Raw genomic sequence first — 25,276 nt, 5'->3', positions numbered from 1 at the left:
TGTTCCGCCCGGGCCTGCGACGGCCCGGGCGGCCCCGGGGTCCTCGGCGTACCCCGAGAGGCCTACAGCTCGGTCACCTTGCCGTCCGCGACCTCCAGGCGGCGGGTGGTGTGGACGGCGTCCAGCATCCGGCGGTCGTGGGTGACCAGCAGGAGCGTGCCCTCGTATACCGCCAGCGCGGACTCCAGCTGCTCGATGGCCGGCAGGTCGAGGTGGTTCGTCGGCTCGTCCAGCACCAGCAGGTTCACCCCGCGCCCCTGGAGCAGGGCGAGGGCGGCGCGGGTGCGCTCGCCGGGCGAGAGGGTGGCGGCGGGGCGCAGGACGTGCACCGCCTTCAGGCCGAACTTGGCGAGCAGCGTCCTGACGTCGGCCGGCTCCATGTCGGGGACGGCCGCGCAGAAGGCGTCCAGGAGCGAGTCGTCGCCGAGGAAGAGCCCGCGGGCCTGGTCGACCTCGCCGACGAGCACGCCGGAGCCGAGGGTGGCCGTGCCGGAGTCGAGCGGCAGGCGGCCGAGGAGCGCGCCGAGCAGGGTGGACTTGCCGGCGCCGTTGGCTCCGGTGATGGCGACGCGGTCGGCCCAGTCGAGCTGGAGGCTGACCGGTCCGAAGGTGAAGTCGCCGCGGCGCACCTCGGCCTCGCGGAGGACGGCGACGACGGAGCCGGAGCGCGGGGCCGCGGCGATCTCCATCCGCAGCTCCCACTCCTTGCGGGGCTCGTCCACGACCTCCAGGCGCTCGATGGCGCGCTGGGTCTGGCGGGCCTTGGCGGCCTGCTTCTCGGTGGACTCGGCGCGGTGCTTGCGGCCGATCTTGTCGTTGTCGGTGGCCTTGCGGCGGGCGTTGCGGACGCCCTTGTCCATCCAGTTGCGCTGCATCTGGGCGCGGCCTTCGAGGGCGGAGCGCTTGTCGGCGTACTCCTCGTACTCCTCGCGGGCGTGGCGGCGGGCGGTGGCCCGCTCCTCCAGGTACGCCTCGTAGCCACCGCCGTAGAGGTTGACCTCCTGCTGGGCGAGGTCCAGCTCCAGGACCTTGGTGACGGTGCGGGCGAGGAACTCGCGGTCGTGGCTGATCACGACCGTGCCGGCGCGCAGCCCGGTGACGAAGGCCTCCAGCCGCTCCAGGCCGTCGAGGTCGAGGTCGTTGGTGGGCTCGTCGAGGAGGAAGACGTCGTAGCGGGAGAGGAGGAGGGAGGCGAGGCCGGCGCGGGCGGCCTGGCCGCCGGAGAGCGCGGTCATGGGCAGGTCGAGGCTGATGGCGAGGCCGAGGGAGCCGGCCACCTCCTCGGCGCGCTCGTCGAGGTCGGCGCCGCCGAGGTCCAGCCACCGGTCGAGGGCTTCGGCGTACGCGTCGTCGGCGCCCGGCGCGCCCTCGACCAGAGCCTCGGTGGCCGCGTCGAGGGCGGTCTGGGCGGCGGCGACGCCGGTGCGGCGGGCCAGGAAGGCGCGTACCGACTCGCCGGGCCGGCGGTCGGGCTCCTGGGGCAGGTGGCCGACGGTGGCGGTGGGCGGCGAGAGGCTGAGCTGTCCGTCCTCGGGGGTGTCGAGCCCGGCGAGGAGGCGGAGCAGGGTGGACTTGCCCGCGCCGTTCACGCCGACGAGGCCGATGACGTCCCCGGGGGCGACGACGAGGTCGAGCCCGGAGAACAGGGAGCGCTCACCGTGCCCGGCGGCGAGGTCTTTGGCGACGAGGGTTGCAGTCATGAGGGGGCCGATTCTATCGCCCGGTGCTTTCCGGACTTTCTCGATTTTCCGAGCGGGCAGGTCAGGGCCTTGATCACGTCGGGGCGGGCGGGGGCGGGGCGTTCCTCGGCGAGCGTGACGGCCGAATGGCGATCGTGTGACAGATGGGGGCGTGGACATGACTTGTGGCGTCGGGGATGAATACGTTCGAACGGCCGGTCGACAAGATCACGACGGGCAACCCACGGCCCCCACCACCCCTTTGGAGCATCCGTGCACCGCAAAGTCATCGTCCCCGGCGTGCTCGCCGCCTCGGTCCTGCTGGCGATCCCGGCGTCGGCCGCGAGCTTCGTCCCCGGAGCGCCGGGCATCGGCGACACCTACTACCCGGCCAGCGGCAACGGCGGCTACGACGTCTCCCATTACGACTTGAGGCTGAAGTACCAGCCGGTCACCGACCTCCTCGAAGGCACCGCGACCATCCTCGCCACCACGAAGCAGGACCTGTCCCGCTTCAACCTCGACTTCGGCCTGAAGGTCGGCGAGGTCCGCGTGAACGGCATCAAGGCGAAGTTCGCCACCTCGGGCACACAGGAGCTGGAGGTCACGCCGGCCGCTCCGCTGCCGAAGGGCAAGGCCGTCACCGTGGTCGTGAAGTACGCGGGCAAGCCCTCGGAGCTGAAGGTCGACGGCTGGACGGCCTGGCACCGCACGCCGGACGGCGGTGTGGCCGCGCAGGAGCCGGACTCGGCGATCTGGTGGTTCCCCTCGAACGACCACCCGCTGGACAAGGCGACCTTCGACGTGTCCGTCAGCGTCCCGGACGGCACGCAGGCGATCAGCAACGGCGTGCTCCAGTCGACCAGCTCGCGCCTGGGCTGGACGCGCTACAACTGGCGCTCGAACAAGCCGCAGGCGACGTACCTGGCCACGCTCGCGATCGGAAAGTTCGACATCACGCAGGACACCACGGCCAACGGACTGCCGGTCCTCAACGCGTACAGCAAGGACCTGGGCGACAACGCGGGCGCGGCGCGCGCCAGCATCGAGCGGACCGGCGAGGTCGCCGACTGGCTCTCCGAGGTCTTCGGCCCGTACCCCTTCAATGCACTGGGCGGCTACGTGCCGAACGTGACCAGCGGCTACGCCCTGGAGACCCAGACCCGCCCGTTCTACAGCCCGCGGCAGTTCGCGAACGGCGCGAACGTCTCGGTGGTCGTCCACGAGCTGGCGCACCAGTGGTACGGCGACTCGGTGTCGGTGAACAACTGGAAGGACATCTGGGTCAACGAGGGCTTCGCCCGCTACAGCCAGTGGCTGTGGTCGGAGAAGGAGGGCGAGGGCACGGCGCAGGAGCTGGCGCAGTGGGCGTACGACTCGCGCCCCGCGGAGGACCCGTTCTGGCAGGTCAAGCCGGGTGACCCGGGCCCGGACAACCAGTTCCACGGCGCCGTGTACGACCGGGGCGCGATCGCCCTCCAGGCGCTGCGCAACCAGGTGGGCGACCAGACCTTCTTCGCGATCCTCAAGGGCTGGCCGACCGAGTTCGCGTACGGCAACGCCAAGGTCGGCGACTTCGTGAAGTACGCGGAGAAGGTGTCGGGCAAGCCGCTCGCGGCGCTCTTCGACACGTGGCTGTACACGGCGGGCAAGCCGGCCTTCGGCACCGCGGCCAAGGCCCTGGGCAGCGCCCCGAAGAACGCAAAGGGCCCGAAGGACACCGCGTCCGCCGACCGCCTGACCCCGCCCGGCCGCACGGCCCCGAAGTCCTGGAAGAAGATCGCGGCCACCAACACGGTCCACGACCACTGAGGCCTCCGAAACTCCACCGCACCGCCGCCGCGGGTGTCAGCGGCCGGCGGTGCGGTGGGTCCTTCTGGCCCGGGCCGCGATGGGGAGGTAGCGGAGGCGTTCCGGGAGGAGGGGGACGAGGGTGCGGACCGTGCGGCCGAGCAGGCGCAGGCGGCGTTCCTGGGCCGGCGTCCAGTCGAGGCCGATGGCCGCGCGGGCATCGGGCGGCATCAGGCCGACCGTGACGAAGGCGCGGAAGCGGAGGAAGGCGCGGCTGAGTACGGGCCAGGCGGCGCGGACCGCGAGGCGCACCGGCAGCGGTCCGCCCGTGGGGGGCGGCAGGTCGACGTCGGTGGCGACGAGTTCGCGGGCCACGGCGGTCGAGCGGATCTCCTCGGCCAGCATCCTGCGGTAGTAGGGCCAGAACTCCTCGACGGTGGCGGGCATGTCCCGGTCGCGGATGCCGAGGACCCGGCCGACCATGAGCCACTCCGCGTACAGCCGGCGCTCCTCGGCCTCGGTCAGCGGACGGAAGACGTACGCGAGGCCGTGGCGGTAGACGGGGAAGCCGGTGGCGTGGATCCACGTGTAGTACGCGGGGTCCAGGGCGTGGTAGCTGCGGCCGTCCTCGTCGGTGCCGCTGATGTCACGGTGCAGGCGGCGGACCCGGCGGCCCTCCTCGGCCGCGGCCTCGCCGCCGTACACCCACAGCTGGACGGAGCGCAGGGAGCGTTCGCCGCGTCCCCAGGGGTCGGTGCGGAAGACGGAGTACGTGTCGACGCCCGCGGCGACCACCGGGTGGGCCACCTGCATGGTGAAGGCGGCGGGCAGCAGGAGCAGCGCCCTGATGTCGCCCGCGATGGTCCAGAGGATGCCGCCGGGCGGGGGAGGCTGGGGTGCTGGGGTCCGGCTCATGCCTCCAGTATCCGCTCGTCGCGGGCCGGCAAGATTCCCGGTGCATGGGTGTTACCTGAGGGTAACTCCGGCTGCTTTGATGGCGGAGCCGATCTTTCCCCCACCGGTTCACCGGGAATCAGGAGACTCCATGGCGCTCAATCGCATCCGCCGCGGCCGGGCCGCCGGCGCGGCCGTCGCCGTCCTGGCCGCCGCGGCCCTCACGGCCACCGCGACCCCCGCCGCCTCGGCCGCCTCGGCCGCCGAGGACGGCACGACCACGGTGCCCCGGCTGTCCGTGCTGTCGTACAACGTGTTCCTGATGAGCAAGAACCTGTACCCGAACTGGGGCCAGGACCACCGCGCCGCCGAGATACCCAAGACCTCCTTCTTCCAGGGCAAGGACGTCGTCGTCCTCCAGGAGGCCTTCGACAACTCCTCGTCGGACGCGCTCAAGTCCAACGCGGCCGCGCAGTACCCGTACCAGACGCCGGTGATGGGCCGTTCGAAGACCGGCTGGGACGCCACGAGCGGCGCGTACTCCGCGACCACGCCCGAGGACGGCGGGGTGACGGTCCTGAGCAAGTGGCCGATCGTCCGCAAGGAGCAGTACGTCTACAAGGACGCCTGCGGCGCCGACTGGTGGTCCAACAAGGGCTTCGTGTACGCGGTGCTGAACGTCAACGGCACCAGGGTGCACGTGGTGGGCACCCACGCGCAGTCCACCGACCCGGGCTGCGGCGCGGGCGAGGCGGCGCAGATGCGCAGCCGGCAGTTCCGCAACATCGACGCCTTCCTGGACGCCAAGGCCATCCCGGCCGGCGAACAGGTCATCGTGGCGGGCGACTTCAACGTGGACTCGCGCACGCCGGAGTACGCGACGATGCTCGCCGACGCGGGCCTGGTGGGCGCGGACTCGCGCACCGGTCACCCGTACTCGTTCGACACGGCGGAGAACTCGATCGCCAACTACCGCTACCCGTCCGACCCGCGGGAGGACCTGGACTACGTCCTGCACCGTGCGGGCCACGCGCGTCCGGCGGGCTGGAACAACACCGTGGTCAAGGAGCAGAGCGCGCCCTGGACCGTGAGCAGCTGGGGCACCAGCTACACGTACGACAACCTCTCGGACCACTACCCGGTGACCGCCGGCTAGCCGGTCGTCGCCGAGCGGGTCGGGCCACTGCGCCCCGGCGGGTTCCTCGCCAGGGCGCAGTGCCGTGGTGCCGGAGGGCGGTCAGTCCTCGTACAGGGCGTCGATGGCCTGCGCGTACTTCTCGCGCACCACGCGCCGGCGGAGCTTCAGCGAGGGGGTGAGCTCGCCGGTGTCGGGGCCCCATTCGCGGGTGAGGAGGCGGTGGCGCTTGATCTGCTCGGTGCGGTTGAGCCGGGCGTTGGCCGCCTCGACGGCCCGGTCGACCTCCTCGCGTATGGCGGGGTGGGCGGCCAGTGCCTCGGGCCCGTCGGCCTCGATGCCGCGGGCGGCGGCCCAGGCCGGGGCGAGGTCGGGGTCGAGGACGAGCAGCGCGACGAGGTAGGAGCGGCCGTCGCCGTGGGCGTACGCCTGGCCGATCAGGGGGTGTTCCTTGAGGGTGTTCTCCACCAGCGCGGGCGAGACGTTCTTGCCGTTGGAGGTGATGATGAGTTCCTTCTTGCGGTCGGTGATCCAGAGGAAGCCGTCCCCGTCGATGCGGCCGACGTCCCCGGTGGGGAACCATCCGTCGGCGTCGCAGGCGCTCTCCAGCGAGCCGTCCGGCCGGAGGTAGCCGCCGAAGACGGTCTCGGCGCGGGTAAGGATCTCCCCGTCCTCCGCGATCCGCAGTTCCAGGCCCTCGATGGGGCGGCCCACCGAGCCGAGCCGGAAGTCGTCCACGCGGTTGACCGTGCAGACGCCGGAGGTCTCGGTGAGCCCCCACGCGTCCATGATCGTGATGCCGAAGCCGGCCCAGAAGCGCACCACGTCCAGCGGCATGGGCGCGGTGGCGCTGGCCGTCCAGACCAGGCGGTCCATGCCGGCCAGGGAGAGCAGCGGGACGAGGACCTCTCTCCTGGCCTTCTCGTACGCGGCGGCCAGCTCGGCCGGCACCTCCTCGCCGCGCTCGCGGTGCCCGGCGTGGGCGCGGCCCAGCTCGGTGGCGGCCTCGATGACGGCCCGCCGGTCCTCGGGCAGTTGGGCGAGGGCGGCGCGCACGGACGCGGCGAGCTTCTCCCAGACCCGGGGGACGCCGAAGAACTGCACGGGGTGGAGTTCCCGGACGGCCGCGGCGACGGCGGTGGGGTCGGCGCAGAGCCGTACGTGGGCGGCGCGGAGCAGCGGCAGGTAGATGCCGAGGATGCGCTCGGCGATGTGGGCGAAGGGGAGGTAGCAGATGTGCTCGGCGTGCTCGGGGAGTTCGGTCATCCGGTCCAGGCGGACGGACTGGAGGGCGATGTTGCGGTGGGTGAGGCGGACGCCCTTGGGGTCGCCGGTGGTGCCCGAGGTGTAGACGACGGTGAGCGGGTCCTCGGGGAGGATGTCCCGCCAGCCCTTCTCGAAGGCTTCGGCGCGGTGGGTGCGGGCGCCCGCGGCGTGGACGGCGCCGTACGTGGTGTGGCCGGCGGCCTCGGCCGGCTCGGCGACGACCAGCCGCTCCAGGGGGGTGTTTGGGTCGGCCAGGAGGGGCTCCCAGCGGCCTAGTTCGCGGGCGCCCTCGACGAGGGCGAGGCGGGCCCGGCTGTGGCGGGCGATGTGCGCGACCTGCTCGGGGGCGGAGGTGCCGTACACGGTGACGGGCACGGCCCCGAGGTGGACGAGGGCCAGGTCGGTGAGCCAGTGCTCGGGCCGGTTGCCCATCATGATCAGGACGTGTTCGCCGCGGGCGACGCCGAGCGCGGCGTAGCCGGAGGCGAGCACCGCCACCTTGCGGCGTACGTCGGCCCAGCTGAGGGTCGTCCAGTCGGGGCCGTCCCGCCAGGAAAGGGCGGGGAGGTCGCCGAGTTCCTCGGCGTTGCGGGCGAGGAGGGCGGGGATGGTCAGCGCGTGCGGGTCGGCGGGCAGTCGCAGATTCGTGGTCATGGCAGCTCCTGGCCGTTTCACATCGTTGGTGCGACAGCAATACTGTTGAACCCAAGCTGTGGAGCAGAGAGCGAGGCGGAGACGATGAACACCCAGGCGCCGGAGTCCACGCTCACCGTCGACGAGCTGGCGGCCCGGGCGGGCGTCACCGTCCGCACCGTACGTTTCTACAGCACGCGCGGTCTTTTGCCCCCTCCCGTGATCGGACCCCGTCGGGTGGGCCACTACGGGCCCGAGCACCTGTACCGGCTGGCGCTGATCGAGGAGTTGCAGCTCCAGGGCATGACCCTGTCGGCGATCGAGCGGTACCTGGACGCGCTGCCGGACGACCTGAGCGCGCACGACCTGGCGATCCACCGGGCGCTGGTGGCCACGTGGGCGCCGGACTCGGCGGAGCAGATCTCGCGGGAGGAGCTGGAGCGGCGGGCGGGGCGGTCCCTGGCGGACGCCGACGTGCGGCGGCTGGCGGCGATGAACGTGCTGTCGGCCGCGGGCGAGGGCTACCGCGTGGACCTGGGGCTGCTGCGGCTCGGGGTGGCGCTGCTCGACGTGCCGATCTCGCACGAGACGATCCTGGCCGCCCGGCAGGTGCTGCTGGAGCACACCCGGTCGGCGGCGCACGAGCTGACCCGGCTGTTCCGGGACGAGGTGTGGGGGCCCTTCACGGAGGGCGAGGACGACCCGGACCGGGTGGAGGCGATGAAGTCGCTGTCGGCGCACATGCAGCCGATGGTGGTGCAGGCGCTGGTGACCGCGTTCCAGCGGTCGCTGAAGGAGGAGCTGCGGGCGGCGTTCGTCCCGGAGCCGGAGGACTCCTGACGAACGCCGCCCGTCCGGGCGCTAGTCCGCGAACACCTCGCCGCGCTCGGCCTTCTCGACCAGCAGGGCGGGCGGCGTGAACCGGTCGCCGTAGCGCTCGGCCAGCTCGCGGGCGCGCGCGACGAAGCCGGGCAGGCCGCCCTCGTAGCCGTTGATGTACTGGATCGCGCCGCCGGTCCAGGCCGGGAAGCCGATGCCCATGATCGAGCCGATGTTGGCGTCCGCCACGGAGGTCAGCACGCCCTCCTCGATGCAGCGGACGGTGTCGAGCGCCTCCGAGAAGAGCATCCGCTCCTTCATGTCCTCGAACGGGATCTCGTACCCGGCCTGGGTGAAGTGCTCCCGCAGGCCCGGCCACAGCCGGGTGCGCTTGCCGTCGGCGTACTCGTAGAAGCCGGCCCCGCCGCTGCGGCCGGGGCGCTCGAACTCGTCCACCATGCGGTCGATGACCTGGTCGGCGGGGTGCGCGGTCCAGGTGCGGCCCTCGGCCTCGAAGGCCTTGCGGGTCTCGTTGCGGATCTTGCGCGGGAGGGTGAGGGTCAGCTCGTCCATCAGGGAGAGCACCTTGGCCGGGTAGCCGGCCTGGCCGGCGGCCTGCTCGATGGAGGCCGGCTCGACGCCCTCGCCGAGCATGGCGACGCCCTCGTTGATGAACTGGCCGATCACGCGGGAGGTGAAGAAGCCGCGCGAGTCGTTCACCACGATCGGGGTCTTGTTGATCTGGCGGACCAGGTCGAAGGCGCGGGCCAGCGCCTCGTCGCCGGTCGCCCCGCCCTTGATGATCTCGACGAGCGGCATCTTGTCGACGGGCGAGAAGAAGTGCAGGCCGATGAAGTCCGCCGGGCGGGAGACGCCCTCGGCGAGGGAGGTGATGGGCAGCGTCGAGGTGTTGGAGCAGAGCAGCGCGTCGGGGGCGACGACGTCCTGGACCTCCTGGAACACCTTGTGCTTGAGCGTGGTGTCCTCGAAGACGGCCTCGATGACGGCGTCGCAGCCGGCGAGGTCGGCCGGGTCCGCGGTCGGGGTGATGCGGGCCAGCAGCTCGGCGCGCTTGGCCTCGGTGGTGCGGCCGCGCGAGAGGGCCTTGTCGAGGAGCTTCCCGGAGTACGCCTTGCCCTTGGCGGCGGCCTCGGCGGTGACGTCCTTGAGGACCACGTCGATGCCGGCCCGGGCGCAGGAGTACGCGATGCCCGCGCCCATCATGCCGGCGCCGAGGACGGCGACCTTGGCGACCTTGCGGGGCTCGACGCCCTTGGGGCGGGACTGGCCGGAGTTGACGGCCTGGAGGTCGAAGAAGAAGGCCTGGATCATGTTCTTCGCCGTCTGGCCGGTGACCAGCTCGGTGAAGTAGCGGGCCTCGATCGTCAGGGCGGTCTCGAAGTCCACCTGGGAGCCCTCGACGGCGCAGGCCAGGATGTTGCGCGGGGCCGGGTACGGGGCGCCGTTGAGCTGCTTCTTCAGGCTGGCCGGGAAGGCCGGGAGGTTGGCTGCGAACCGCGGGTTGGACGGCGTGCCGCCCGGGATCTTGTAGCCGGGGACGTCCCAGGGCTGCTTCGACTCCGGGTTGGCGTCGATGAAGGCGCGGGCCTTGGCCAGCATCTCCTCGGGGGTCGCGGCCAGTTCGTGGACCAGGCCGTTCTCCAGCGCGCGCTGCGGGTTGTACTGGGTGCCCTGGAGCAGCACCTTGAGGAGGGCGTCGGCGATGCCCATGAGGCGCACGGTACGGGTGACGCCGCCGCCGGCCGGGAGGAGGCCGAGGGTGACCTCGGGGAGGCCGATCTTGGTGCCGGGGGCGTCCAGGGCCACCCGGTGGTGGGAGGCCAGGCAGATCTCGTAACCGCCGCCGAGGGCGGTGCCGTTGATCGCCGCGACCACGGGCACGCCGAGGGTCTCGATGCGTCGCAGGGAGGCCTTGATCTCGGTGCCGGTGTCGAAGGCGAGCTGCGCGTGCTCGGGGCGCAGCCGGATCATGTCCTTGAGGTCGCCGCCGGCGAAGAAGGTCTTCTTCGCGGAGGTGTAGATGATGCCGCGGATGGAGTCCTTCTCGGCCTCGGCGCGGTCGGCGACGGCCGCGATGGAGTCCTTGAAGGCCTGGTTCATCGTGTTGGCGGACTGGTTCGGGTCGTCGAGGACCAGGGTGACGACGCCGGTCTCGTCCTGTTCCCAGCGGATCGTGGTGGACTCGCTCATGTTCTCAACTTCCGTGTGGGTGGCGTGCCGTGGGCGGGATACAGGACGGGTTCAGAGGCGTTCGACGATGGTGGCGATGCCCATGCCGCCGCCGACGCAGAGGGTGGCGAGGCCGTAGCGCTTGTCCTGGCGCTCCAGCTCGTCGACGAGGGTGCCGAGGATCATCGCGCCGGTGGCGCCCAGCGGGTGGCCCAGCGCGATGGCGCCGCCGTTGACGTTGACCTTGTCCAGGGTGGTGCCCATGTCCTTGACGAAGCGCAGCACGACGCCGGCGAAGGCCTCGTTGATCTCGATCAGGTCGATGTCGTCGATGGTCAGGCCGGCCTTGGCGAGGGCCTTGCGGGTGGCCGGGGCCGGGCCGGTGAGCATGATGGTCGGCTCGGAGCCGGAGACGGCGGCGGAGACGATGCGGGCGCGCGGGGCCAGGCCGTTGCGCTCGCCGGCCTCGCGGGAGCCGATGGCGACGAGGGACGCGCCGTCGACGATGCCGGAGGAGTTGCCGGCGTGGTGCACGTGGTCGATCTTCTCGACCCAGTGGTACTTCTGCAGGGCGACGGCGTCGAAGCCGCCGAGCTCGCCGATGTCCGCGAAGGACGGCTTGAGCTTCGCGAGGGAGTCGGCGGTGGTGCCGGGGCGCATGAACTCGTCGTGGTCGAGGACGGTCAGGCCGTTGCGGTCGAGGACCGGGACGACGGACTTGGCGAAGCGGCCCTCCTTCCAGGCGGCGGCGGCGCGCTCCTGCGAGAGGGCGGCGTACTCGTCGACGTCGCGGCGGCTGAAGCCCTCCAGGGTGGCGATCAGGTCGGCGCCGATGCCCTGGGGCACGAAGTTGACGTTGAAGTTGGTCATCGGGTCGGCGAACCAGGCGCCGCCGTCCGAGGCCATCGGCACGCGGGACATCGACTCGACGCCGCCCGCGAGGACCAGGTCCTCCCAGCCGGAGCGGACCTTGGCGGCCGCCATGTTGACGGCCTCCAGGCCGGAGGCGCAGAAGCGGTTCTCCTGGACGCCGGCGACGCTGTCGGGCAGGCCGGCCGCGATGGCGGCGATCCGCGCGATGTCGGAGCCCTGGTCGCCGACCGGACCGACGACGCCGAGCACGATGTCGTCGATGGTGCCCGGGTCGAGCCCGGGGTTGCGCTCGCGCAGGGCGTCGATGAGGCCCACGACCAGGTCGATGGGCTTGGTGCCGTGCAGGGCGCCGTTGGCCTTCCCGCGCCCGCGCGGGGTGCGGATCGCGTCGTACACGTAAGCTTCGCTGCTCACTGGTCAAGCCTTTCCTGAGGGTCCTGCGGGGTGCGGGAGGTGTCCTGCGGGTGCGGGAGGGGGTCCTGCGGCCGGACGGAAGTCCTGCCGCCGACGGGGTACGGAGGGACGCGGCGGGGCTGGTCAGCCCAGCAGGGAGCGGCCGATGATCTCCTTCATGATCTCGGTCGTCCCGCCGTAGATGGTCTGGATGCGGCTGTCGGTGAAGGCGCGGGCCACCCGGTACTCGGTCATGTAGCCGTAGCCGCCGTGGAGCTGGAGGCAGCGGTCGGCCACGCGCTTCTGGAGTTCGGTGGCCCACCACTTGGCCATGGAGGCGTGGGTGGCGTCGAGGGTGCCGGCCGCGTGCTCGGTGATGCAGCGGTCGAGGAAGGCGCGGGTGACGGCGCACTCGGTGGCCATCTCGGCGATCTCGAAGCGGATGTGCTGGAGCCTGGCGAGCGGCCGGCCGAAGGCCTCGCGCTCCTTGACGTACGCCGTGGTGATCTCCACCAGGTGCTCGGCCGCGGCGATCGCGGCCATGGCGATGGTCATCCGCTCCTGCGGGAGGTTGGTCATCAGGTGCACGAAGGCGCCGTTGAGCTCACCGAGCAGGTTGTCCTTGGGGACGCGTACGTCGTTGAAGAACAGCTCGGCGGTGTCCTGGGACTTCTGGCCGATCTTGTCGAGGTTGCGGCCGCGCTCGAAGCCGGGCGTGCCGCGCTCGACGACCAGCAGGGACAGGCCGTGCGCGCCGCCCTCGGGGGTGGTGCGGGCGACCACGATCACCAGGTCGGACAGGATGCCGTTGGAGATGAAGGTCTTGGAGCCGTTGAGCAGCCAGTGGTCGCCCCCGTCCTCCGCGGTGGTCCTGATGCCCTGGAGGTCGGAGCCGGCGCCGGGCTCGGTCATGGCGATGGCGGTGATCGTCTCGCCGCTGCAGAAGCCGGGCAGCCAGCGGCGCTTCTGCTCCTCGGTGGCGAGGGAGGTCAGGTAGGGGCCGATGATGTCGTTGTGCAGGCCGATCGCGAGTCCGGCCGCGCCGGCCCGGGTGAACTCCTCGGCCAGGACGGCGGCGTAGCGGAAGTCGGGGTTGCCGCCGCCCCCGTACTCCTCGGGCACGGCGAGGCCGAGCAGGCCCTGGCGGCCGGCGGCCAGCCACGCCTCGCGGGAGACGATGCCGTCCTTCTCCCACTGGTCGTAGTGCGGCAGCACCTCCTTGGTGAGGAAGGTGCGGACCGTCTCGCGGAAGGCCTCGTGGTCCTCGGTGTAGATCTGTCGCTGCATCCGCTCCCCCTAGAGCCAGTTCTTGACGGTTTCGACGAGCCGCGCGGGTTCGGGGCCCACGGGCGTGACGTTGAGCATGGTGACCCCCGCCTCGCGGAAGGCCTCGATGCGCTCGCGTACGTACCCCTCGGGCCCGCACAGGGTCATCAGCTCGCAGAACTCGTCCGGCACGGCGGCGGCCGCGTCGCGCTTGCGGCCGGAGAGGTACAGCTCCTGGATGCGGCGGGCCTCCTCCTCGTAGCCGTAGGCCACGGCGAGGTCGTTGTAGAAGTTCTTGCCCGGCGCGCCCATGCCGCCCACGTACAGCGCGATCTGGGGGCGGGCGAGGTCCCGGGCGCGGGCCGCGTCCTCGCCGATGGCGAGCAGGCCGCCGGCCACGGTCCGGAGCGGCCCGAGGGCGGGGTCGCGCCGGGCGGCGCCCTCGTCCAGGGCGGTGCCCCAGACCCGGCGGGCCTTCTCGGGGATGAAGAGCGTGGGCAGCCAGCCGTCGGCGACCTCGGCGGTGAGGCGGACGTTGGCGGGGCCCAGCGAGGCGACGTAGACGGGGATGTCAGGGCGGACCGGCCGGGTGAGGATCTTCAGCGGCTTGCCGTGGCGGCCGCCCTTCTCGGGCGGCAGGGGCATGTCGGTGATGCCGTGGTGGTCGATGGTCTCGCGGCGCCAGATGCGGCGGCACAGCTCGACGGTCTCGCGGGTGCGGCCGAGCGGGCGGTCGTACGGCTTGCCGTGCCAGCCCTCGACGACCTGGGGGCCGGAGGCGCCCAGGCCCAGCATGGCCCGGCCGCCGGAGAGGGCGTCGAGGCCGGCGGCGGTCTGGGCGATGAGGGCGGGGGTGCGGGAGTAGACGTTGACGATGGCCGAGCCGATCTTCATCCGCTCGGTGCGGGCGGCGAGGTAGCCCATGATCGTCGGGGAGTCGAAGCCCCAGGCCTCGGCGACCCAGACGGCGTCCAGTCCGGCCGACTCCAGGGCCGCGGCCTCGTCCGCGGCGCGGCGCGGGTCGCCGGCGTAGTCCAGCAGCATGGAGAGTTCCATGGCCTCAGGCTTCCTTCGTGACGGCGGCGGCCAGGTCCGGGAGGTCCCAGTCGCGGGCGACCTCGGCCGTGTGGGCGCCGGGCATGGCGGGGCCGCTGTGCACGGTGCCGGGGGTGGCCGAGAACCGGGGCGCGGGCGCGGGCTGGGTGATGCCGCCGAACTCCGTGAAGGTGCCGCGGGCGGCGAGGTGGGGGTGGTGCGGGGCCTCGCGCAGTGAGAGCACGGGGGCGACGCAGGCGTCGCTGTCCTGGAAGACCTCCGTCCACTCCGCCCGGGTGCGGGTGCGGAAGCGGGCGGCGACGGCCTCGCGCAGCTCGCCCCAGCGGGCCAGGTCCTTGCGGGCGGGGGCCTCGTCCGCGATCCCGAGGAGCGCGGTGAACTCGTCGTAGAACTGCTGCTCCAGCGCGCCGACGGCCATGAACCCGCCGTCCGCGGTCTCGTACGTGCCGTAGAAGGGGCAGCCGCCGTCGAGCAGGTTCGCGCCGCGCCGGTCCTGCCAGCCGCCGGCCGCGACCATGCCGTGGATCATCGCGGTGAGGTGGGAGGTGCCGTCCACGATGGCCGCGTCGACGACCTGGCCGGTGCCGGTGGCCCGGGCGTGGTGGAGGGCGGCGAGCAGGCCCACGACCAGGTAGAGGGAGCCGCCGGCGTAGTCGCCGACCAGGTTGGCGGGGACGGCGGGCGGCTCGTCCGGGTTGCCGATCATGCCGAGGGCGCCGGTGACCGCGATGTACGCGATGTCGTGGCCGGCGCGCTGGGCGAGGGGGCCGTCCTGGCCCCAGCCGGTCATCCGGCCGTAGACGAGGCGCGGGTTGCGCGCGTGGCACGCGTCGGGGCCGACGCCGAGGCGTTCGGCGACGCCGGGGCGGAAGCCCTCGATGAGGACGTCGGCACGCTCGACGAGGCCGAGCACGGCGGCGGGGCCGTCCTCGGCCTTGAGGTCGATCACCACGGAGCGCTTGTTGCGGTTGGTGACGTCGTACGCGGGGTTGATCGCCAGGCCCCCGCCACCGGGGCGGTCCACGCGCACCACGTCCGCGCCGAGGTCGGCCAGGAGCATGGCGGCGAACGGGCCGGGGCCGATGCCCGCCAGCTCGACGACGCGTACCCCCGCGAGCGGGCCGTTCCCTGTCGCGTTCCCCGCCTCGTGCCCTGCCACCGCCATCGAGCCCCCAGGTACTCAGGTATGTGACACAACTGATGTAACACCAGCGATGCTAGGAACGTGTTCCACTCAGCACAACCCCCGGGCGAGCAAGCGCTTAGCCGAATTCGTCCGGGGCGGCGGCCGGTGCGGATGCGGGGCGCCGGGGCCGGTGCGGATGCGGGGCGCCGGGGCCGGTGCGGATGCGGGGCGCCGGGGCCGGCCGGGTACGCCTCCGCTACGCGCGCCGCTCGTCCAGTTCCCTGACGTGCCGCTTGAGCGCCACGGTGCGGTAGCTCTCCTCGACCCACTCGCAGAGCACCTCGGGCGCCGGCGACCCCTCCCCCAGCGGGAGGGACACCCAGCCGGCCCGGCCCAGGCCGTAGCCCGTGGGCTCGGCGCCGGGGGCGGTCATGGCGTGGCCGTGCAGCGCCTCGTCCTTGAGCTTGACCGACAGGCCGGGGTCGGAGGGGCCGTCGGTGTTGCCGAGGAACACGAAGATCTTCTTGTTCACCTTGACCACGCAGTCCTCCGGCCCCCAGGGGAACTCCTCCACCGCCTCGGGCAGCGAGAGGGCGAATGCCCGCACTTTCTCCCACTTGCGCACCGCGTTCCGCATCGGCGGACCTCCCTGATCGCACGGCCGGTTCCGGCTCACGCTAGCCTTCGCCACCGACACCAGCCGGGAGGAGCGGGGATGAACAGACAGGACGGGCCCGAGCGGGCGAACCGCGCCTACGACGTGGTGCTCTTCGGGGCCACCGGGTTCGTGGGCGCCCTCACCGCCGAGTACCTCGCCGCGCACGCCCCGGCGGACTGCCGGTGGGCCGTCGCGGGCCGGGACCGGGCCAGGCTGGAGCGGCTGCGGGAACGGCTGGCCGAGCTCCGGCCGGAGTGCGCGGAGCTGCCGGTGGTCGTGGCGGACGCGGGCGACCCGGCCGCGCTGCGCGAGCTGGCTGCGTCCACCCGGGTGCTGGCCACGACCGTCGGCCCGTACGTCTGGTACGGCGAGGGGCTCGTCGCCGCCTGCGCGGACACCGGCACCGACTACTGCGACCTCACGGGCGAGCCGGAGTTCGTGGACCGCATGTTCGTGGAGCACGACGCGCGGGCGCGCGAGACGGGCGCCCGGATCGTGCACGCCTGCGGCTTCGACTCGGTGCCGCACGACCTCGGCGCGTACTTCACCGTGCGGCAGCTGCCCGAGGGCGTGCCGCTGACGGTGGACGGGTACGTCCGCTCCAACGCGCTGTTCTCGGGCGGCACGCTGGCCTCCGCGCTGACGGCGATGGGGCGCGGGCCCGAGACCCTGCGCGCCGCGCGGGAGCGGCGACTGCACGAGCCGCGGCTGCTGGGGCGGCGGGCCCGGGCACCGCTGGGCGCGCCGCGGCTGAGCCGGGAGACCGGCACCTGGGCGCTGCCGCTGCCCACGCTGGACCCGCGGATCGTGGCGCGGTCGGCCGCCGTACTCGACCGGTACGGGCCGGACTTCCGGTACCGGCACTACGCGTCGGTCAAGTGGCTGCCGGTGGCGCTGGGCGGTACGGCGGCGCTGGGCGCTACCGTGGCGCTGGCCCAAGTACCGGCCGCCCGGCGCTGGCTGATGGGGCGTTGGGAGCCCGGTCGCGGTCCGGACGCGGAGCGGCGTGCGCGCAGTTGGTTCACGGTGCGGTTCGTCGGTGAGGGCGGCGGGCGCCGGGTGTTCACGGAGGTGTCGGGCGGCGATCCCGGGTACGGGGAGACCGCGAAGATGCTGGCGGAGTCGGCGCTGTGTCTGGCGTACGACGAACTCCCGGCACGGGCCGGACAGTTGACCACGGCTGTGGCGATGGGCGACGCGCTCACGTCCCGGCTCACGGCGGCGGGCATCCGCTTCCGGGTGGTCGCGAGGCGCTGAGCCGGCCGTACGGGGAGGCGCGCCCCCTCGCCGGGGTCAGGCGTCTCCCCGGCGGGGCGGCACCCTGGTCATCCGGTGGACCAACTGACCAGGGTGCAGATCATCGAGCCGAGCCAGCCCGCACCGGCGAGTCCGGCCACGACCAGCCCGGCCAGCACGGTCCGTTCGACGGCGGGCAGCGCCTCGGGCTTCGGTGCACGGTGTCGTGTCGTCATGCCCCCAGCCTCGCGCGGCCTGCCGGACCCCGGCATCCGTACGGGTACTCAGCCGGCTACTCAGCCGGGCCCGGGTGCCGGCACGGACGGGCCGGGCGGTCAGGCCGTGGGGGCGAGGCCGGCCAGCACCCGGCGGCAGAGGGAGTCCGCGTGGCGGGTGGTCTCCGGGAGGCGGTAGCGGGGGCTGAGGGCCAGGGCGTGGGCGCAGGCCGTGTCCAGGGTGATCCGGTGGCCGACGGAGACGAAGACCGGCTTCACCCCGTCGCGGGTGCGCAGGGCCCGGCCCACCTCCGCACCGTCGGCCGCGCACAGGGGCGAGCCGTCGCCGCGCCGGTCGCCCGGCTCCTCGTAGGTGAAGGTGAACGGGTTCTTCGCGACGCCCATCGTCGGCAGGCCGGTGACCACGCCGAGGTGGCAGGCCAGGCCGAAGCGGCGCGGATGGGCCAGGCCGTAGCCGTCGCACACGACGAGGCCGGGGGTGGCGGAGAGGGCGTCGAGCGCGGCCAGGACGGTGGGCAGTTCGCGGAAGGCGAGGAGCCCCGGGACGTAGGGAAATGTCACATGTCCCACTGCAGTGGCCTCCTCGACCACCTCCAGCGTGCGGGCGTCCAGGACCACCGCGGCCGCGGCCACCAGGTCCCGCTCGTCGTCGTAGGCCACGTCCACGCCGGCGACCAGCCCGGCGCCGGGCACGGGCCCGGTCTCGTCCAGCACCACGCGGGCGCGCAGTTCGTCCTGAATCGCCCGGGCCTCGGCCTCGTCCACGGGGGTCCTCACGCTCGTCATGGGGTCCGAGCGTAGTCTTCCGACCATGTTCGTCATGGAGTTGACCTACACCGCCCCGCTCGAAGCCGTCGAAAGGGAGATGGATGCACACCTCGCGTGGCTCGACACCCACTACGCGAAGGGCGTCTTCCTCGCCTCCGGCCGCAAGGTCCCGCGCGACGGCGGAGTGATCCTGGCCACCGGCGTCTCCCGTGCGGAGGCGGAGGCCATCGCGGCCGGGGACCCCTTCGTGCTGGCGGGTGTGTGCGCGTACCGCATCACCGAGTTCGTCGCCACGAAGACCGCCCCGTCCCTGGCCGCCGTCCGCGAGACCCTTCCCTCGTAGACCCCGCGGCACGGCGGCCGCCGGCCGGGCCGCCCCCGTACGGCGGCGGCCCGGCGCCCGCTACTCCAGGCGGGCGGCGCGGCCCTTCTCGCCCGCCGCCCAGCAGGCCCCGGACCGCGAGCAGTCCACGGTGTCGAAGGAGCCGGTGTCCAGCGGCTGCCAGGTGCGGCCCGCGTCGTGGGTGATGTCGGTGCCGGTCGGCCCCACGGCGAGGGCGGCGGCACGCGTGTACGGCAGCCAGGCGACCCCCGACCGGTAGGCGGCCGGTGGCACGGCGGAGGCCCGCCAGCTGCGCCCGCCGTCCCCCGTGACCGCCGAGGCCAGCGGCGAGGCCTGGTCCTTGCGGTAGTCGCCGCCCACCGCCAGGCCCTGCCCGCGGTCGCGGAAGGCGAGCGCGAAGACGCCCTTCGCCCCCTCGCCCGCCGGGATGGTGGTCGCGGCGACCTCCCAGTTCAGGCCCCGGTCGCGGGAGTGCAGCACGCGCGCCTGCGCGCCGCCGCCGGTGGCCAGCCACGCGTCCTTCGGCCCGGCACTCACCAGGCACTGGCCGCTGGCCGCGAATCCCGCCTCGCCGGGCAGCGCCACGGGCATGCCGGTGTCCGGCAGCACCCGCCAGCTGCGGCCGCCGTCGGCGGTGGAGAGGATGCGGAACCTCCCGTCCACGGGGTCGCTCATCGCGAGGCCGTGCCGGGGGTCGAAGAAGGTCAGGCAGTCGTAGAAGGCCCGTGCGTCGGTGTTGCGGAAGGTCTCCGTCCAGGTCGCGCCGCCGTCCTCGGTGCGCAGTACGCGGGAGGCCTCGCCCTCGCCGATGGCCAGCACCACCGCGCGCCGGCCGTCGAAGGCCTCGACGTCACGGAACTCCAGGGCCTCCGCCGCGGCCCCCGGCGGGGACACGTCCCGCCAGGTGCGCCCGCCGTCGGCGGTGCGCAGCACGGTGCCCTTCGAGCCGGCGAGCCAGGCGGTGGTACGGCTGACCGCGGCCAGCCCCCGGAAGCGGGCCTCGGTGCCGGTGGCCTTGAGCGCCCAGCCGGGGCGCGCGCCCGCGCCCGGCGCGGCGGCGGTCGCACGCCCTTCCGGCGCGGGGGCGGCCGAAGCGGGTAACACGGTGACGGATACGGCCGCGGCCAAGGCTGCCGCAGACATGCCAAGTCCCAGTAGTCTCATGGCGCCGGAAGCTAACGCACCCGGTGATCTCCGTCCAGGGCGCCTCCCCGTTCGATCACACCGTGCGATCACACAGCACCGCAGGCCGTGCGCGGTGACGTAGCTCACGCACCCCGCGCATGCACGGAATGGCCGGTTCCAGCGTCTACCCCTGTGCCGGACCGACCCATCGTTCCGCCACTGATCCGCCACAAGGGAGCAGGCCTTGATCACCGTCATCGAGCAAGCCGTACAGGCCCGCCTGGTCGCCACCGCACCCAAGGTGGAGACCGTGCCCGTCACGCTCTGCTACGACCGCTCCGACCCGTTCGCCGTCCGCATGGCCTTCCCCGCTCCCGCGACGCTGGAGGGCATCGAGGTCTCGTGGACCTTCGCACGGGAGCTGCTGGAGGCCGGCGTCGAGCAGGCCACCGGTCTCGGTGACGTGCGCGTCCGCCCGTACGACGCCGGCCGGACGGTGGTCGAGTTCCACGCCCCCGAGGGCATCGCCATCGTCCTCATCGGCACGGACGAGCTGCGCCAGTTCCTGGACCGCGCCGCCGCGGTCGTACCCCTGGGCCTCGAACACCTCCACCTGGACATGGACCGGAGCCTCGCGGAGCTGCTGCGCGACGTGCCGTGAGGCTCCGGCTGTCAGGTCAACGCGGCAGTAAGGCCCAGGACTTGGTGCCGCCCATCGGAGTCATCACCGGCGTCAGCCCCCAGTCCCCGCCGCAGGCTTCCACCACCGCGGCCAGCAGCCACATCCCCCGGCTGCGCCGGCGCCGGCACTCCTCGCTCTCGGCCGGCGAGGCGTGGGCGGGGTGCTGGTCGTACACCACGATCCGCAGCGCCCCGAACTGCCAGCGGATCTTCAGCACCAGTTCCTGGTCCGGGGTGAACCGGTAGGCGCCCGCGACCAGTTCGGACGCGGCCAGCGCCGCCGTGTCGCACAGGTCGGCCAGTCCGTGCCGGGTGAGCAGGGACCGTACGGCCGACCGCGCGCTGCCCGCGCAGTACGCGCCACCCGGCAGGCCTATGGAGTAACTCAGCTTCTCCACACCCGGTGTACCCGACCCGGAAGGCCCGGACTCATGGGTCGACCGCAGGCCACGGAGGGTGCCCGTCATCGTGCTGCTCCCAGTTCTGAGGTGCATGGTGCGTGGTGCGTGGTCATTGCATGGCCAGGGTCGCCCCGTGTGAGACTTGCACTACCGACCGTAGCGCAACGGGGTGCACGGTGCTACTACTTGTGTGACCACGTGGTGTTTTCTCATGGCATTTCGGAAACCGGTCCGGGCCCCGCACGCCCGTCCCGGCACAGGAGGGGGAATCGTGCCGCCCAGGAGCACCCCGACAGCACGGCAGCAGCGACTGGGCAGTGAGCTGCGCAAACTCCGCGAACAGTCGGGCATGACGGTCCAGCAGGCCGCCGCGCTCCTCGGGGTCGACCGGACGCGGATCCCGAACATCGAATCCGGCCGGATCGGCATCACCGCCGAGCGTGTCCGCACCCTCGCCTTCAACTACGACTGCCCCGACACGACCCTGGTCGACCTGCTGGCCGCGATGGCACGGGAGCGCGACAAGGGCTGGTGGGAACGCCACCGCGGGATGCTGCCCCCGGGACTGCTCGACATCGCCGAACTCGAACACCACGCAGCCGAGTTGCACACCGCGGTGACCACCCACATACCCGGGCTGCTGCAGACCGAGGAGCACGCCAGGGCCGTCTTCGACACCGCCGACCCCCCGCTGCCCGAGGCGGACCTGGGGGCGCGGCTCGAACTGCGGATGAGCCGCCGCCGGATATTCGAGCGGGACCGGCCCCCGCGGTACGAGGCCGTGATCCACGAGGCCGCGCTGCGCATGCAGTTCGGCGGGCCGAAGGTGGCACGGGCCCAGCTCGAACACATCCTGGAGCAGTCCGGGAGCGACCACACCACGGTCCGCGTCATCCCCTTCACCGCGGGCGGCTTCCCGGGCGCGGGGCAGTCCTTCACGTACGCCGCCGCCACGATCGCCCAGCTGGACACCGTGCAGCTCGACACCTCGCACGGCTCGATGCTCCTGGACTCGGACATGAAACTGCGGCGCTACCGGGGCCTGCTGGACCGGCTGCGCGGGCTCGCGCTGCCCGAGCGGGCCTCCGCCGACTTCATCCACGCACTCGCACAGGACCTGTGACGGCCGCGGGTGCCCCGGACGGGGCGGCACCCGCGCGCACCGAGCCGATCCGCGATCGCACGCCTGAGGAGAGACGACATGACCACGAGCAACATCGCCTGGGACGAGGCCTTCTGCAGCGAGGGCGCCAACTGCTTCCGCTTCGGACGGGACGCGTCCGGCCGGGCGTACATCGGCACGACCGCGACCGGCGAGTACGTCACCGACTCGATCGAGGCGCTCCGCACCCTGATCTTCGCGGTGAAGGCGGGCGCGGCGGACCACCTGCTGGCCTGATGCGGCCGGGGCGGCGCGCCGAACCGATCAAGAGGGCTGACGGCGGCGGGCGGTGCGGGCGATGATGGGCGCCCCGCCCACTCCCGGACCCAGGAGCCACGTACGGTGCCCAGCCGCAAAGCACTCATCCGCCGCCCAGGACCCCGCCTCACCGAGGGGCTCGTGACCCACATCGAGCGGGAGCCGGTCGACGCCGGCCTCGCCCTGGAGCAGTGGGGCGCGTACGCCGACGCCCTGCGCGCCCACGGCTGGGAGACGGTGGAGGTCGACCCGGCGGACGACTGCCCGGACGCGGTGTTCGTCGAGGACGCGGTGGTGATGTTCCGCAACGTCGCCCTCGTCACGCGGCCCGGCGCCGACTCCCGCCGCCCGGAGACCGCGGCCGTGGAGGAGGCGGTCGCGCGCCTGGGCTGCTCGGTGAACCGGATCAGGGAGCCCGGCACCCTCGACGGCGGCGACGTACTGAAGATCGGTGACACCGTGTACGTCGGCCGGGGCGGCCGGACCAACGCGGAGGGCGTACGGCAGCTGCGCGCGGCCTTCGAGCCGGTCGGCGCGCGCGTGGTGGCGGTACCGGTGACGAAGGTGCTGCACCTGAAGTCGGCGGTCACCGCGCTGCCCGACGGGACGGTTGTCGGCCACCCGCCGCTGGTCGATACGCCGAGCGCGTTCGGCCGGTTCCTTCCGGTACCTGAGGAGGCGGGGTCTCACGTGGTGCTGCTCGGTGGCCGGAAACTGCTGATGGCGGCGAGCGCACCAAGGAGCGCGGAGCTGTTCGCGGACCTTGGATATGAACCGGTTCAGGTGGACATCAGCGAGTTCGAGAAGCTCGAAGGCTGCGTGACTTGTCTCTCTGTTCGCCTGCGCGACCTCTACTCATAACGCAGCGTAACCGGACAATTCAATAGGTGGGGGTTGGCGACCCCTCACGGCGGCTTTAACCTACGGTTTCGTAACCTACGAAGCCGTAAGTATTCGGCCTGCCCCCTGGAGTACCCGTGACCATTACCTCTCCCCACCTCGGCAGCTCTGCGGCGTGGACGGACGCCAAGCTGCTGTACGCGCTGGAAGAGGTGGTCGAGAAGGAGCTCAACCGCCACCTGAAGGTCACGAAGGACTGGATGCCCCACGAGTACGTGCCGTGGGGCGACGGGCGGAACTTCCCGGCCTTCTTCGAGGACGGCGAGGCGTGGGACCCGGAGCAGTCCAAGGTCACGGAGATCGGCAAGATCGCGCTCGTCGTCAACCTGCTGACCGAGGACAACCTCCCCAGCTACCACCACGAGATCGCGACCCTCTTCGGCCGCAACGGCGCCTGGGGCACCTGGGTGCACCGCTGGACGGCCGAGGAGGGCCGCCACGGCATCGTGATGCGTGACTACCTGCTGGCCTCGCGGGCCGTGGACCCGGACAAGCTCGAGGCGTTCCGCATGCAGCACATGTCGGAGGGCTTCGAGTCCGACAACCGCCACTCGATGCTGCACTCCGTGGCGTACGTGTCCTTCCAGGAGCTGGCCACCCGCATCTCGCACCGCAACACGGGCCACCAGTCCGGCGACCCGGTCTGCGACCGGATGCTGGCGCGCATCGCGCAGGACGAGAACCTGCACATGATCTTCTACCGCAACCTGCTCTCCGCGGCCTTCGAGCTGGCCCCGGACCTGACCATGCAGGCGGTGCGGGACGTGGTCGTCAACTTCCGGATGCCCGGACACGGCATGCCCGGCTTCGAGCGCATGGCCGCGCAGATGGCCATCGGCGGCGTCTACAACCTGCGGATCCACCACGACGACGTCCTGGCGCCGGTGCTCCGCTTCCTCAAGGTCATGGAGATCGCCGGTCTCGGCCCCGCCGGGCAGCAGGCGCAGGACGAGCTCGGGCTGTTCATGAACGGCCTGGACGCCGAGGCCAAGAAGTTCGACGAGCGCCTGGCCGCGCGCGCGGCGCGGATGGCCGCGCGCGGCAAGGCGTAGGCACCTTCCGGGCCGCCGGGCCCGGCGTCCGGACCGGGCCGGATGGTCAGGCCTGTGAGCGGCTGCGGCGGAGGGCGAGGCGCTCCTGCTCGGAGAGCCCGCCCCACACGCCGAAGCGCTCGTCGTTGGCCAGGGCGTACTCCAGGCAGGCCGCGCGCCCCGTGCAGGCCCCGCACAGCCGCTTCGCGTCGCGCACCGACGTACCCGGCTCCGGGAAGAAGAAGGCGGGGCCCGTCTGGGCGCAGAGCGCGTCGGTCGTCCAGTCCAGCGGCGAGAGAGTCTTGGTGATCGGCATGAACGGCATCGTGCCGGGGGCCGATAAACGGCTGATCAACGACCGTTCAACGCGGCCGCCCCGCGTCTTCCGCCCGCGCTGCCACCGCCACCCGCGCCGGGCCCTCCGCCGCCCCGCGGGCGGTCACCCTCCCGGGGGCGGGGCGCTGGCGATGACGGCGAAGCGGGCACCGGCGGGGTCAGCGAGCTTGGCGAACCGGCCCACCCCCTCCATGAACTCCGGTGTCAGCCGGACCTTGCCGCCCAGCTCCTCCGCGCGGGCGGCGGTCACGTCGCAGTCGGGGACCTCGAAGTAGGGCGTCCAGTACGGCACGTCGTCCACGGGATCGGACCCGAGCGGCACCAGTCCCCCGAAGGCGTGCTCGTCCGGGGTGCCGGGGGGCTTGACGACCGAGTACGCGCCGCCGCCGAAGGGCACCTCCGAGACGTCCCAGCCGAGGACCCCGCGGTAGAAGTCGGCCGCCGCGGCCGGGTCGGACGTGTACAGCTCGGTCCAGCAGAGGGTGCCCACGTCCGTCACGGCGTCCAGGCCCCGGCCGGCGCGCGGCTGCCAGATGCCGAAGGCGGCTCCCGCGGGGTCCGCGAAGACCGCCGTCCTGCCCCGGTCCGGGACGTCCGCCGGCTCGACGAGGACCCGGCCGCCGCCCTGGCGCACGGCCTGCGCGGTCGCGTCGGCGTCCGGGCTCCGGAAGTAGACGGTCCAGGCCGGCGGGCCCTGCTCGTCGCCGACGGCCGTCCCGCCCGCGACGGCACTGCCGCCGAGGCGGAAGGTGCCGTATCCGCCGACGTCCTCGCCGGCCGCCTCGAAGGTCCAGCCGAAGAGGGCCGCGTAGAAGGTCTCCGCACCGGCGACGTCGGGAGTGCCCAGGTCGACCCAGTTCGGCGCGCCGTCGACGTGGTTCGTGGTCAGCATCGTGGCCTCCTTGCCGCCGCTTCTCCGGGCACCCCGGACTCACCGCAGGACTCCGACACCTCCGAGCATGGCACCCGGCACCGACAATCCGCCGGGTTCGGGTTCCCTCGCGCGTCGGCCCGGGGCTG

General features: G+C 72.7%; 25 protein-coding genes. 10 read left to right on the top strand and 15 right to left on the bottom strand.

The window, feature by feature from the left end:
- Positions 1–62: 62 nt before the first annotated feature.
- Complete coding sequence (locus ACIF6F_RS04855; RefSeq protein WP_399941273.1) at positions 63–1,700, bottom strand: ABC-F family ATP-binding cassette domain-containing protein; 1,638 nt, start codon at positions 1,698–1,700, stop codon at positions 63–65.
- Positions 1,701–1,952: 252 nt separating this feature from the next.
- Here ACIF6F_RS04855 and ACIF6F_RS04850 point away from each other — a divergent pair, with 252 nt between their 5' ends.
- Positions 1,953–3,491, top strand: coding sequence for a M1 family metallopeptidase (locus ACIF6F_RS04850; protein ID WP_399941270.1), 1,539 nt, complete (start codon positions 1,953–1,955; stop codon positions 3,489–3,491).
- Between the two features lie 36 nt (positions 3,492–3,527).
- Here ACIF6F_RS04850 and ACIF6F_RS04845 read toward each other — a convergent pair whose 3' ends face one another.
- The gene (locus tag ACIF6F_RS04845) at positions 3,528–4,385 is read right to left on the bottom strand and encodes an oxygenase MpaB family protein (RefSeq protein WP_399941267.1); all 858 of its coding nucleotides are present in this window, start codon (positions 4,383–4,385) and stop codon (positions 3,528–3,530) included.
- Between the two features lie 130 nt (positions 4,386–4,515).
- Between ACIF6F_RS04845 and sph the strand changes: the two genes are divergently transcribed.
- Positions 4,516–5,520 (top strand): sphingomyelin phosphodiesterase, encoded by a 1,005-nt coding sequence (gene sph, locus ACIF6F_RS04840; RefSeq protein WP_399941265.1) that lies wholly within the window; start codon positions 4,516–4,518, stop codon positions 5,518–5,520.
- A gap of 81 nt (positions 5,521–5,601) precedes the next feature.
- Here sph and ACIF6F_RS04835 read toward each other — a convergent pair whose 3' ends face one another.
- Complete coding sequence (locus tag ACIF6F_RS04835) at positions 5,602–7,419, bottom strand: AMP-dependent synthetase/ligase (protein WP_399941262.1); 1,818 nt, start codon at positions 7,417–7,419, stop codon at positions 5,602–5,604.
- 84 nt (positions 7,420–7,503) lie between these two features.
- On the opposite strand from ACIF6F_RS04835, the gene ACIF6F_RS04830 reads away from it, so the two are divergent.
- On the top strand, positions 7,504–8,238 hold the full coding sequence (locus tag ACIF6F_RS04830; RefSeq protein WP_399941261.1) for a MerR family transcriptional regulator: 735 nt from the start codon (positions 7,504–7,506) through the stop codon (positions 8,236–8,238).
- A gap of 21 nt (positions 8,239–8,259) precedes the next feature.
- On the opposite strand, the gene ACIF6F_RS04825 is transcribed toward ACIF6F_RS04830, so the two are convergent.
- The 6 genes from ACIF6F_RS04825 to ACIF6F_RS04800 all read right to left on the bottom strand — a co-directional run bounded on the left by ACIF6F_RS04825 (position 8,260) and on the right by ACIF6F_RS04800 (position 15,758).
- Positions 8,260–10,428 carry a 3-hydroxyacyl-CoA dehydrogenase NAD-binding domain-containing protein gene (locus ACIF6F_RS04825; RefSeq protein ID WP_399941258.1) on the bottom strand — a complete coding sequence of 723 codons (2,169 nt, stop codon included), beginning with the start codon at positions 10,426–10,428 and terminating at the stop codon, positions 8,260–8,262.
- A 51-nt stretch (positions 10,429–10,479) separates the two neighbouring features.
- Positions 10,480–11,694 carry an acetyl-CoA C-acetyltransferase gene (locus tag ACIF6F_RS04820; RefSeq protein ID WP_399941256.1) on the bottom strand — a complete coding sequence of 405 codons (1,215 nt, stop codon included), beginning with the start codon at positions 11,692–11,694 and terminating at the stop codon, positions 10,480–10,482.
- A gap of 123 nt (positions 11,695–11,817) precedes the next feature.
- Positions 11,818–12,960: an acyl-CoA dehydrogenase family protein gene (locus ACIF6F_RS04815; protein ID WP_399941253.1), complete on the bottom strand. Its 1,143-nt coding sequence runs from the start codon at positions 12,958–12,960 to the stop codon at positions 11,818–11,820.
- A gap of 9 nt (positions 12,961–12,969) precedes the next feature.
- Complete coding sequence (locus ACIF6F_RS04810) at positions 12,970–13,995, bottom strand: LLM class F420-dependent oxidoreductase (protein WP_399941251.1); 1,026 nt, start codon at positions 13,993–13,995, stop codon at positions 12,970–12,972.
- A 4-nt stretch (positions 13,996–13,999) separates the two neighbouring features.
- Positions 14,000–15,160 carry a CaiB/BaiF CoA transferase family protein gene (locus tag ACIF6F_RS04805; RefSeq protein ID WP_399941248.1) on the bottom strand — a complete coding sequence of 387 codons (1,161 nt, stop codon included), beginning with the start codon at positions 15,158–15,160 and terminating at the stop codon, positions 14,000–14,002.
- A gap of 217 nt (positions 15,161–15,377) precedes the next feature.
- On the bottom strand, positions 15,378–15,758 hold the full coding sequence (locus ACIF6F_RS04800; protein WP_399941245.1) for an MmcQ/YjbR family DNA-binding protein: 381 nt from the start codon (positions 15,756–15,758) through the stop codon (positions 15,378–15,380).
- 78 nt (positions 15,759–15,836) lie between these two features.
- Here ACIF6F_RS04800 and ACIF6F_RS04795 point away from each other — a divergent pair, with 78 nt between their 5' ends.
- Positions 15,837–17,036, top strand: a complete 1,200-nt coding sequence (locus tag ACIF6F_RS04795; protein ID WP_399941242.1) for a saccharopine dehydrogenase family protein — start codon at positions 15,837–15,839, stop codon at positions 17,034–17,036.
- Positions 17,037–17,104: 68 nt separating this feature from the next.
- On the opposite strand, the gene mmpA is transcribed toward ACIF6F_RS04795, so the two are convergent.
- Together mmpA and ACIF6F_RS04785 are read right to left on the bottom strand one after the other, a co-directional pair.
- Positions 17,105–17,251: a morphogenic membrane protein MmpA gene (gene mmpA, locus ACIF6F_RS04790; RefSeq protein WP_399941239.1), complete on the bottom strand. Its 147-nt coding sequence runs from the start codon at positions 17,249–17,251 to the stop codon at positions 17,105–17,107.
- 99 nt (positions 17,252–17,350) lie between these two features.
- Positions 17,351–18,037, bottom strand: coding sequence for an endonuclease V (locus tag ACIF6F_RS04785; protein WP_399941237.1), 687 nt, complete (start codon positions 18,035–18,037; stop codon positions 17,351–17,353).
- A gap of 25 nt (positions 18,038–18,062) precedes the next feature.
- Between ACIF6F_RS04785 and ACIF6F_RS04780 the strand changes: the two genes are divergently transcribed.
- The gene (locus ACIF6F_RS04780) at positions 18,063–18,362 is read left to right on the top strand and encodes a YciI family protein (protein ID WP_399941234.1); all 300 of its coding nucleotides are present in this window, start codon (positions 18,063–18,065) and stop codon (positions 18,360–18,362) included.
- 60 nt (positions 18,363–18,422) lie between these two features.
- Here ACIF6F_RS04780 and ACIF6F_RS04775 read toward each other — a convergent pair whose 3' ends face one another.
- Positions 18,423–19,505 carry a WD40/YVTN/BNR-like repeat-containing protein gene (locus ACIF6F_RS04775; protein ID WP_399941233.1) on the bottom strand — a complete coding sequence of 361 codons (1,083 nt, stop codon included), beginning with the start codon at positions 19,503–19,505 and terminating at the stop codon, positions 18,423–18,425.
- Positions 19,506–19,731: 226 nt separating this feature from the next.
- Here ACIF6F_RS04775 and ACIF6F_RS04770 point away from each other — a divergent pair, with 226 nt between their 5' ends.
- Positions 19,732–20,148 carry an SsgA family sporulation/cell division regulator gene (locus ACIF6F_RS04770; RefSeq protein WP_399941231.1) on the top strand — a complete coding sequence of 139 codons (417 nt, stop codon included), beginning with the start codon at positions 19,732–19,734 and terminating at the stop codon, positions 20,146–20,148.
- 16 nt (positions 20,149–20,164) lie between these two features.
- Here the strand turns inward: ACIF6F_RS04770 and ACIF6F_RS04765 are convergent, their stop codons facing one another.
- Positions 20,165–20,566, bottom strand: a complete 402-nt coding sequence (locus ACIF6F_RS04765) for an ATP-binding protein (protein ID WP_399941229.1) — start codon at positions 20,564–20,566, stop codon at positions 20,165–20,167.
- Between the two features lie 274 nt (positions 20,567–20,840).
- Here ACIF6F_RS04765 and ACIF6F_RS04760 point away from each other — a divergent pair, with 274 nt between their 5' ends.
- From ACIF6F_RS04760 to ACIF6F_RS04745, 4 genes are all read left to right on the top strand, one after another.
- Positions 20,841–21,692, top strand: a complete 852-nt coding sequence (locus tag ACIF6F_RS04760; protein WP_399941226.1) for a helix-turn-helix domain-containing protein — start codon at positions 20,841–20,843, stop codon at positions 21,690–21,692.
- Between the two features lie 78 nt (positions 21,693–21,770).
- Positions 21,771–21,968 carry a hypothetical protein gene (locus ACIF6F_RS04755; protein WP_399941223.1) on the top strand — a complete coding sequence of 66 codons (198 nt, stop codon included), beginning with the start codon at positions 21,771–21,773 and terminating at the stop codon, positions 21,966–21,968.
- 105 nt (positions 21,969–22,073) lie between these two features.
- Entirely contained in the window at positions 22,074–22,850 is a 777-nt protein-coding gene (gene ddaH, locus ACIF6F_RS04750) for a dimethylargininase (protein ID WP_399941222.1), read from the top strand.
- Positions 22,851–22,966: 116 nt separating this feature from the next.
- Complete coding sequence (locus ACIF6F_RS04745; RefSeq protein WP_399941219.1) at positions 22,967–23,941, top strand: acyl-ACP desaturase; 975 nt, start codon at positions 22,967–22,969, stop codon at positions 23,939–23,941.
- A 46-nt stretch (positions 23,942–23,987) separates the two neighbouring features.
- On the opposite strand, the gene ACIF6F_RS04740 is transcribed toward ACIF6F_RS04745, so the two are convergent.
- Together ACIF6F_RS04740 and ACIF6F_RS04735 are read right to left on the bottom strand one after the other, a co-directional pair.
- Entirely contained in the window at positions 23,988–24,236 is a 249-nt protein-coding gene (locus ACIF6F_RS04740; RefSeq protein WP_399941216.1) for a WhiB family transcriptional regulator, read from the bottom strand.
- 123 nt (positions 24,237–24,359) lie between these two features.
- Entirely contained in the window at positions 24,360–25,148 is a 789-nt protein-coding gene (locus tag ACIF6F_RS04735; RefSeq protein WP_399941213.1) for a VOC family protein, read from the bottom strand.
- Positions 25,149–25,276 lie beyond the last annotated feature (128 nt).

This window comes from Streptomyces sp. NPDC086023 (genome assembly GCF_044540325.1).
In the GTDB taxonomy this organism is placed as follows: Bacteria; Actinomycetota; Actinomycetes; order Streptomycetales; family Streptomycetaceae; genus Streptomyces.
This window is presented reverse-complemented; position numbering and strand designations above follow the sequence as displayed.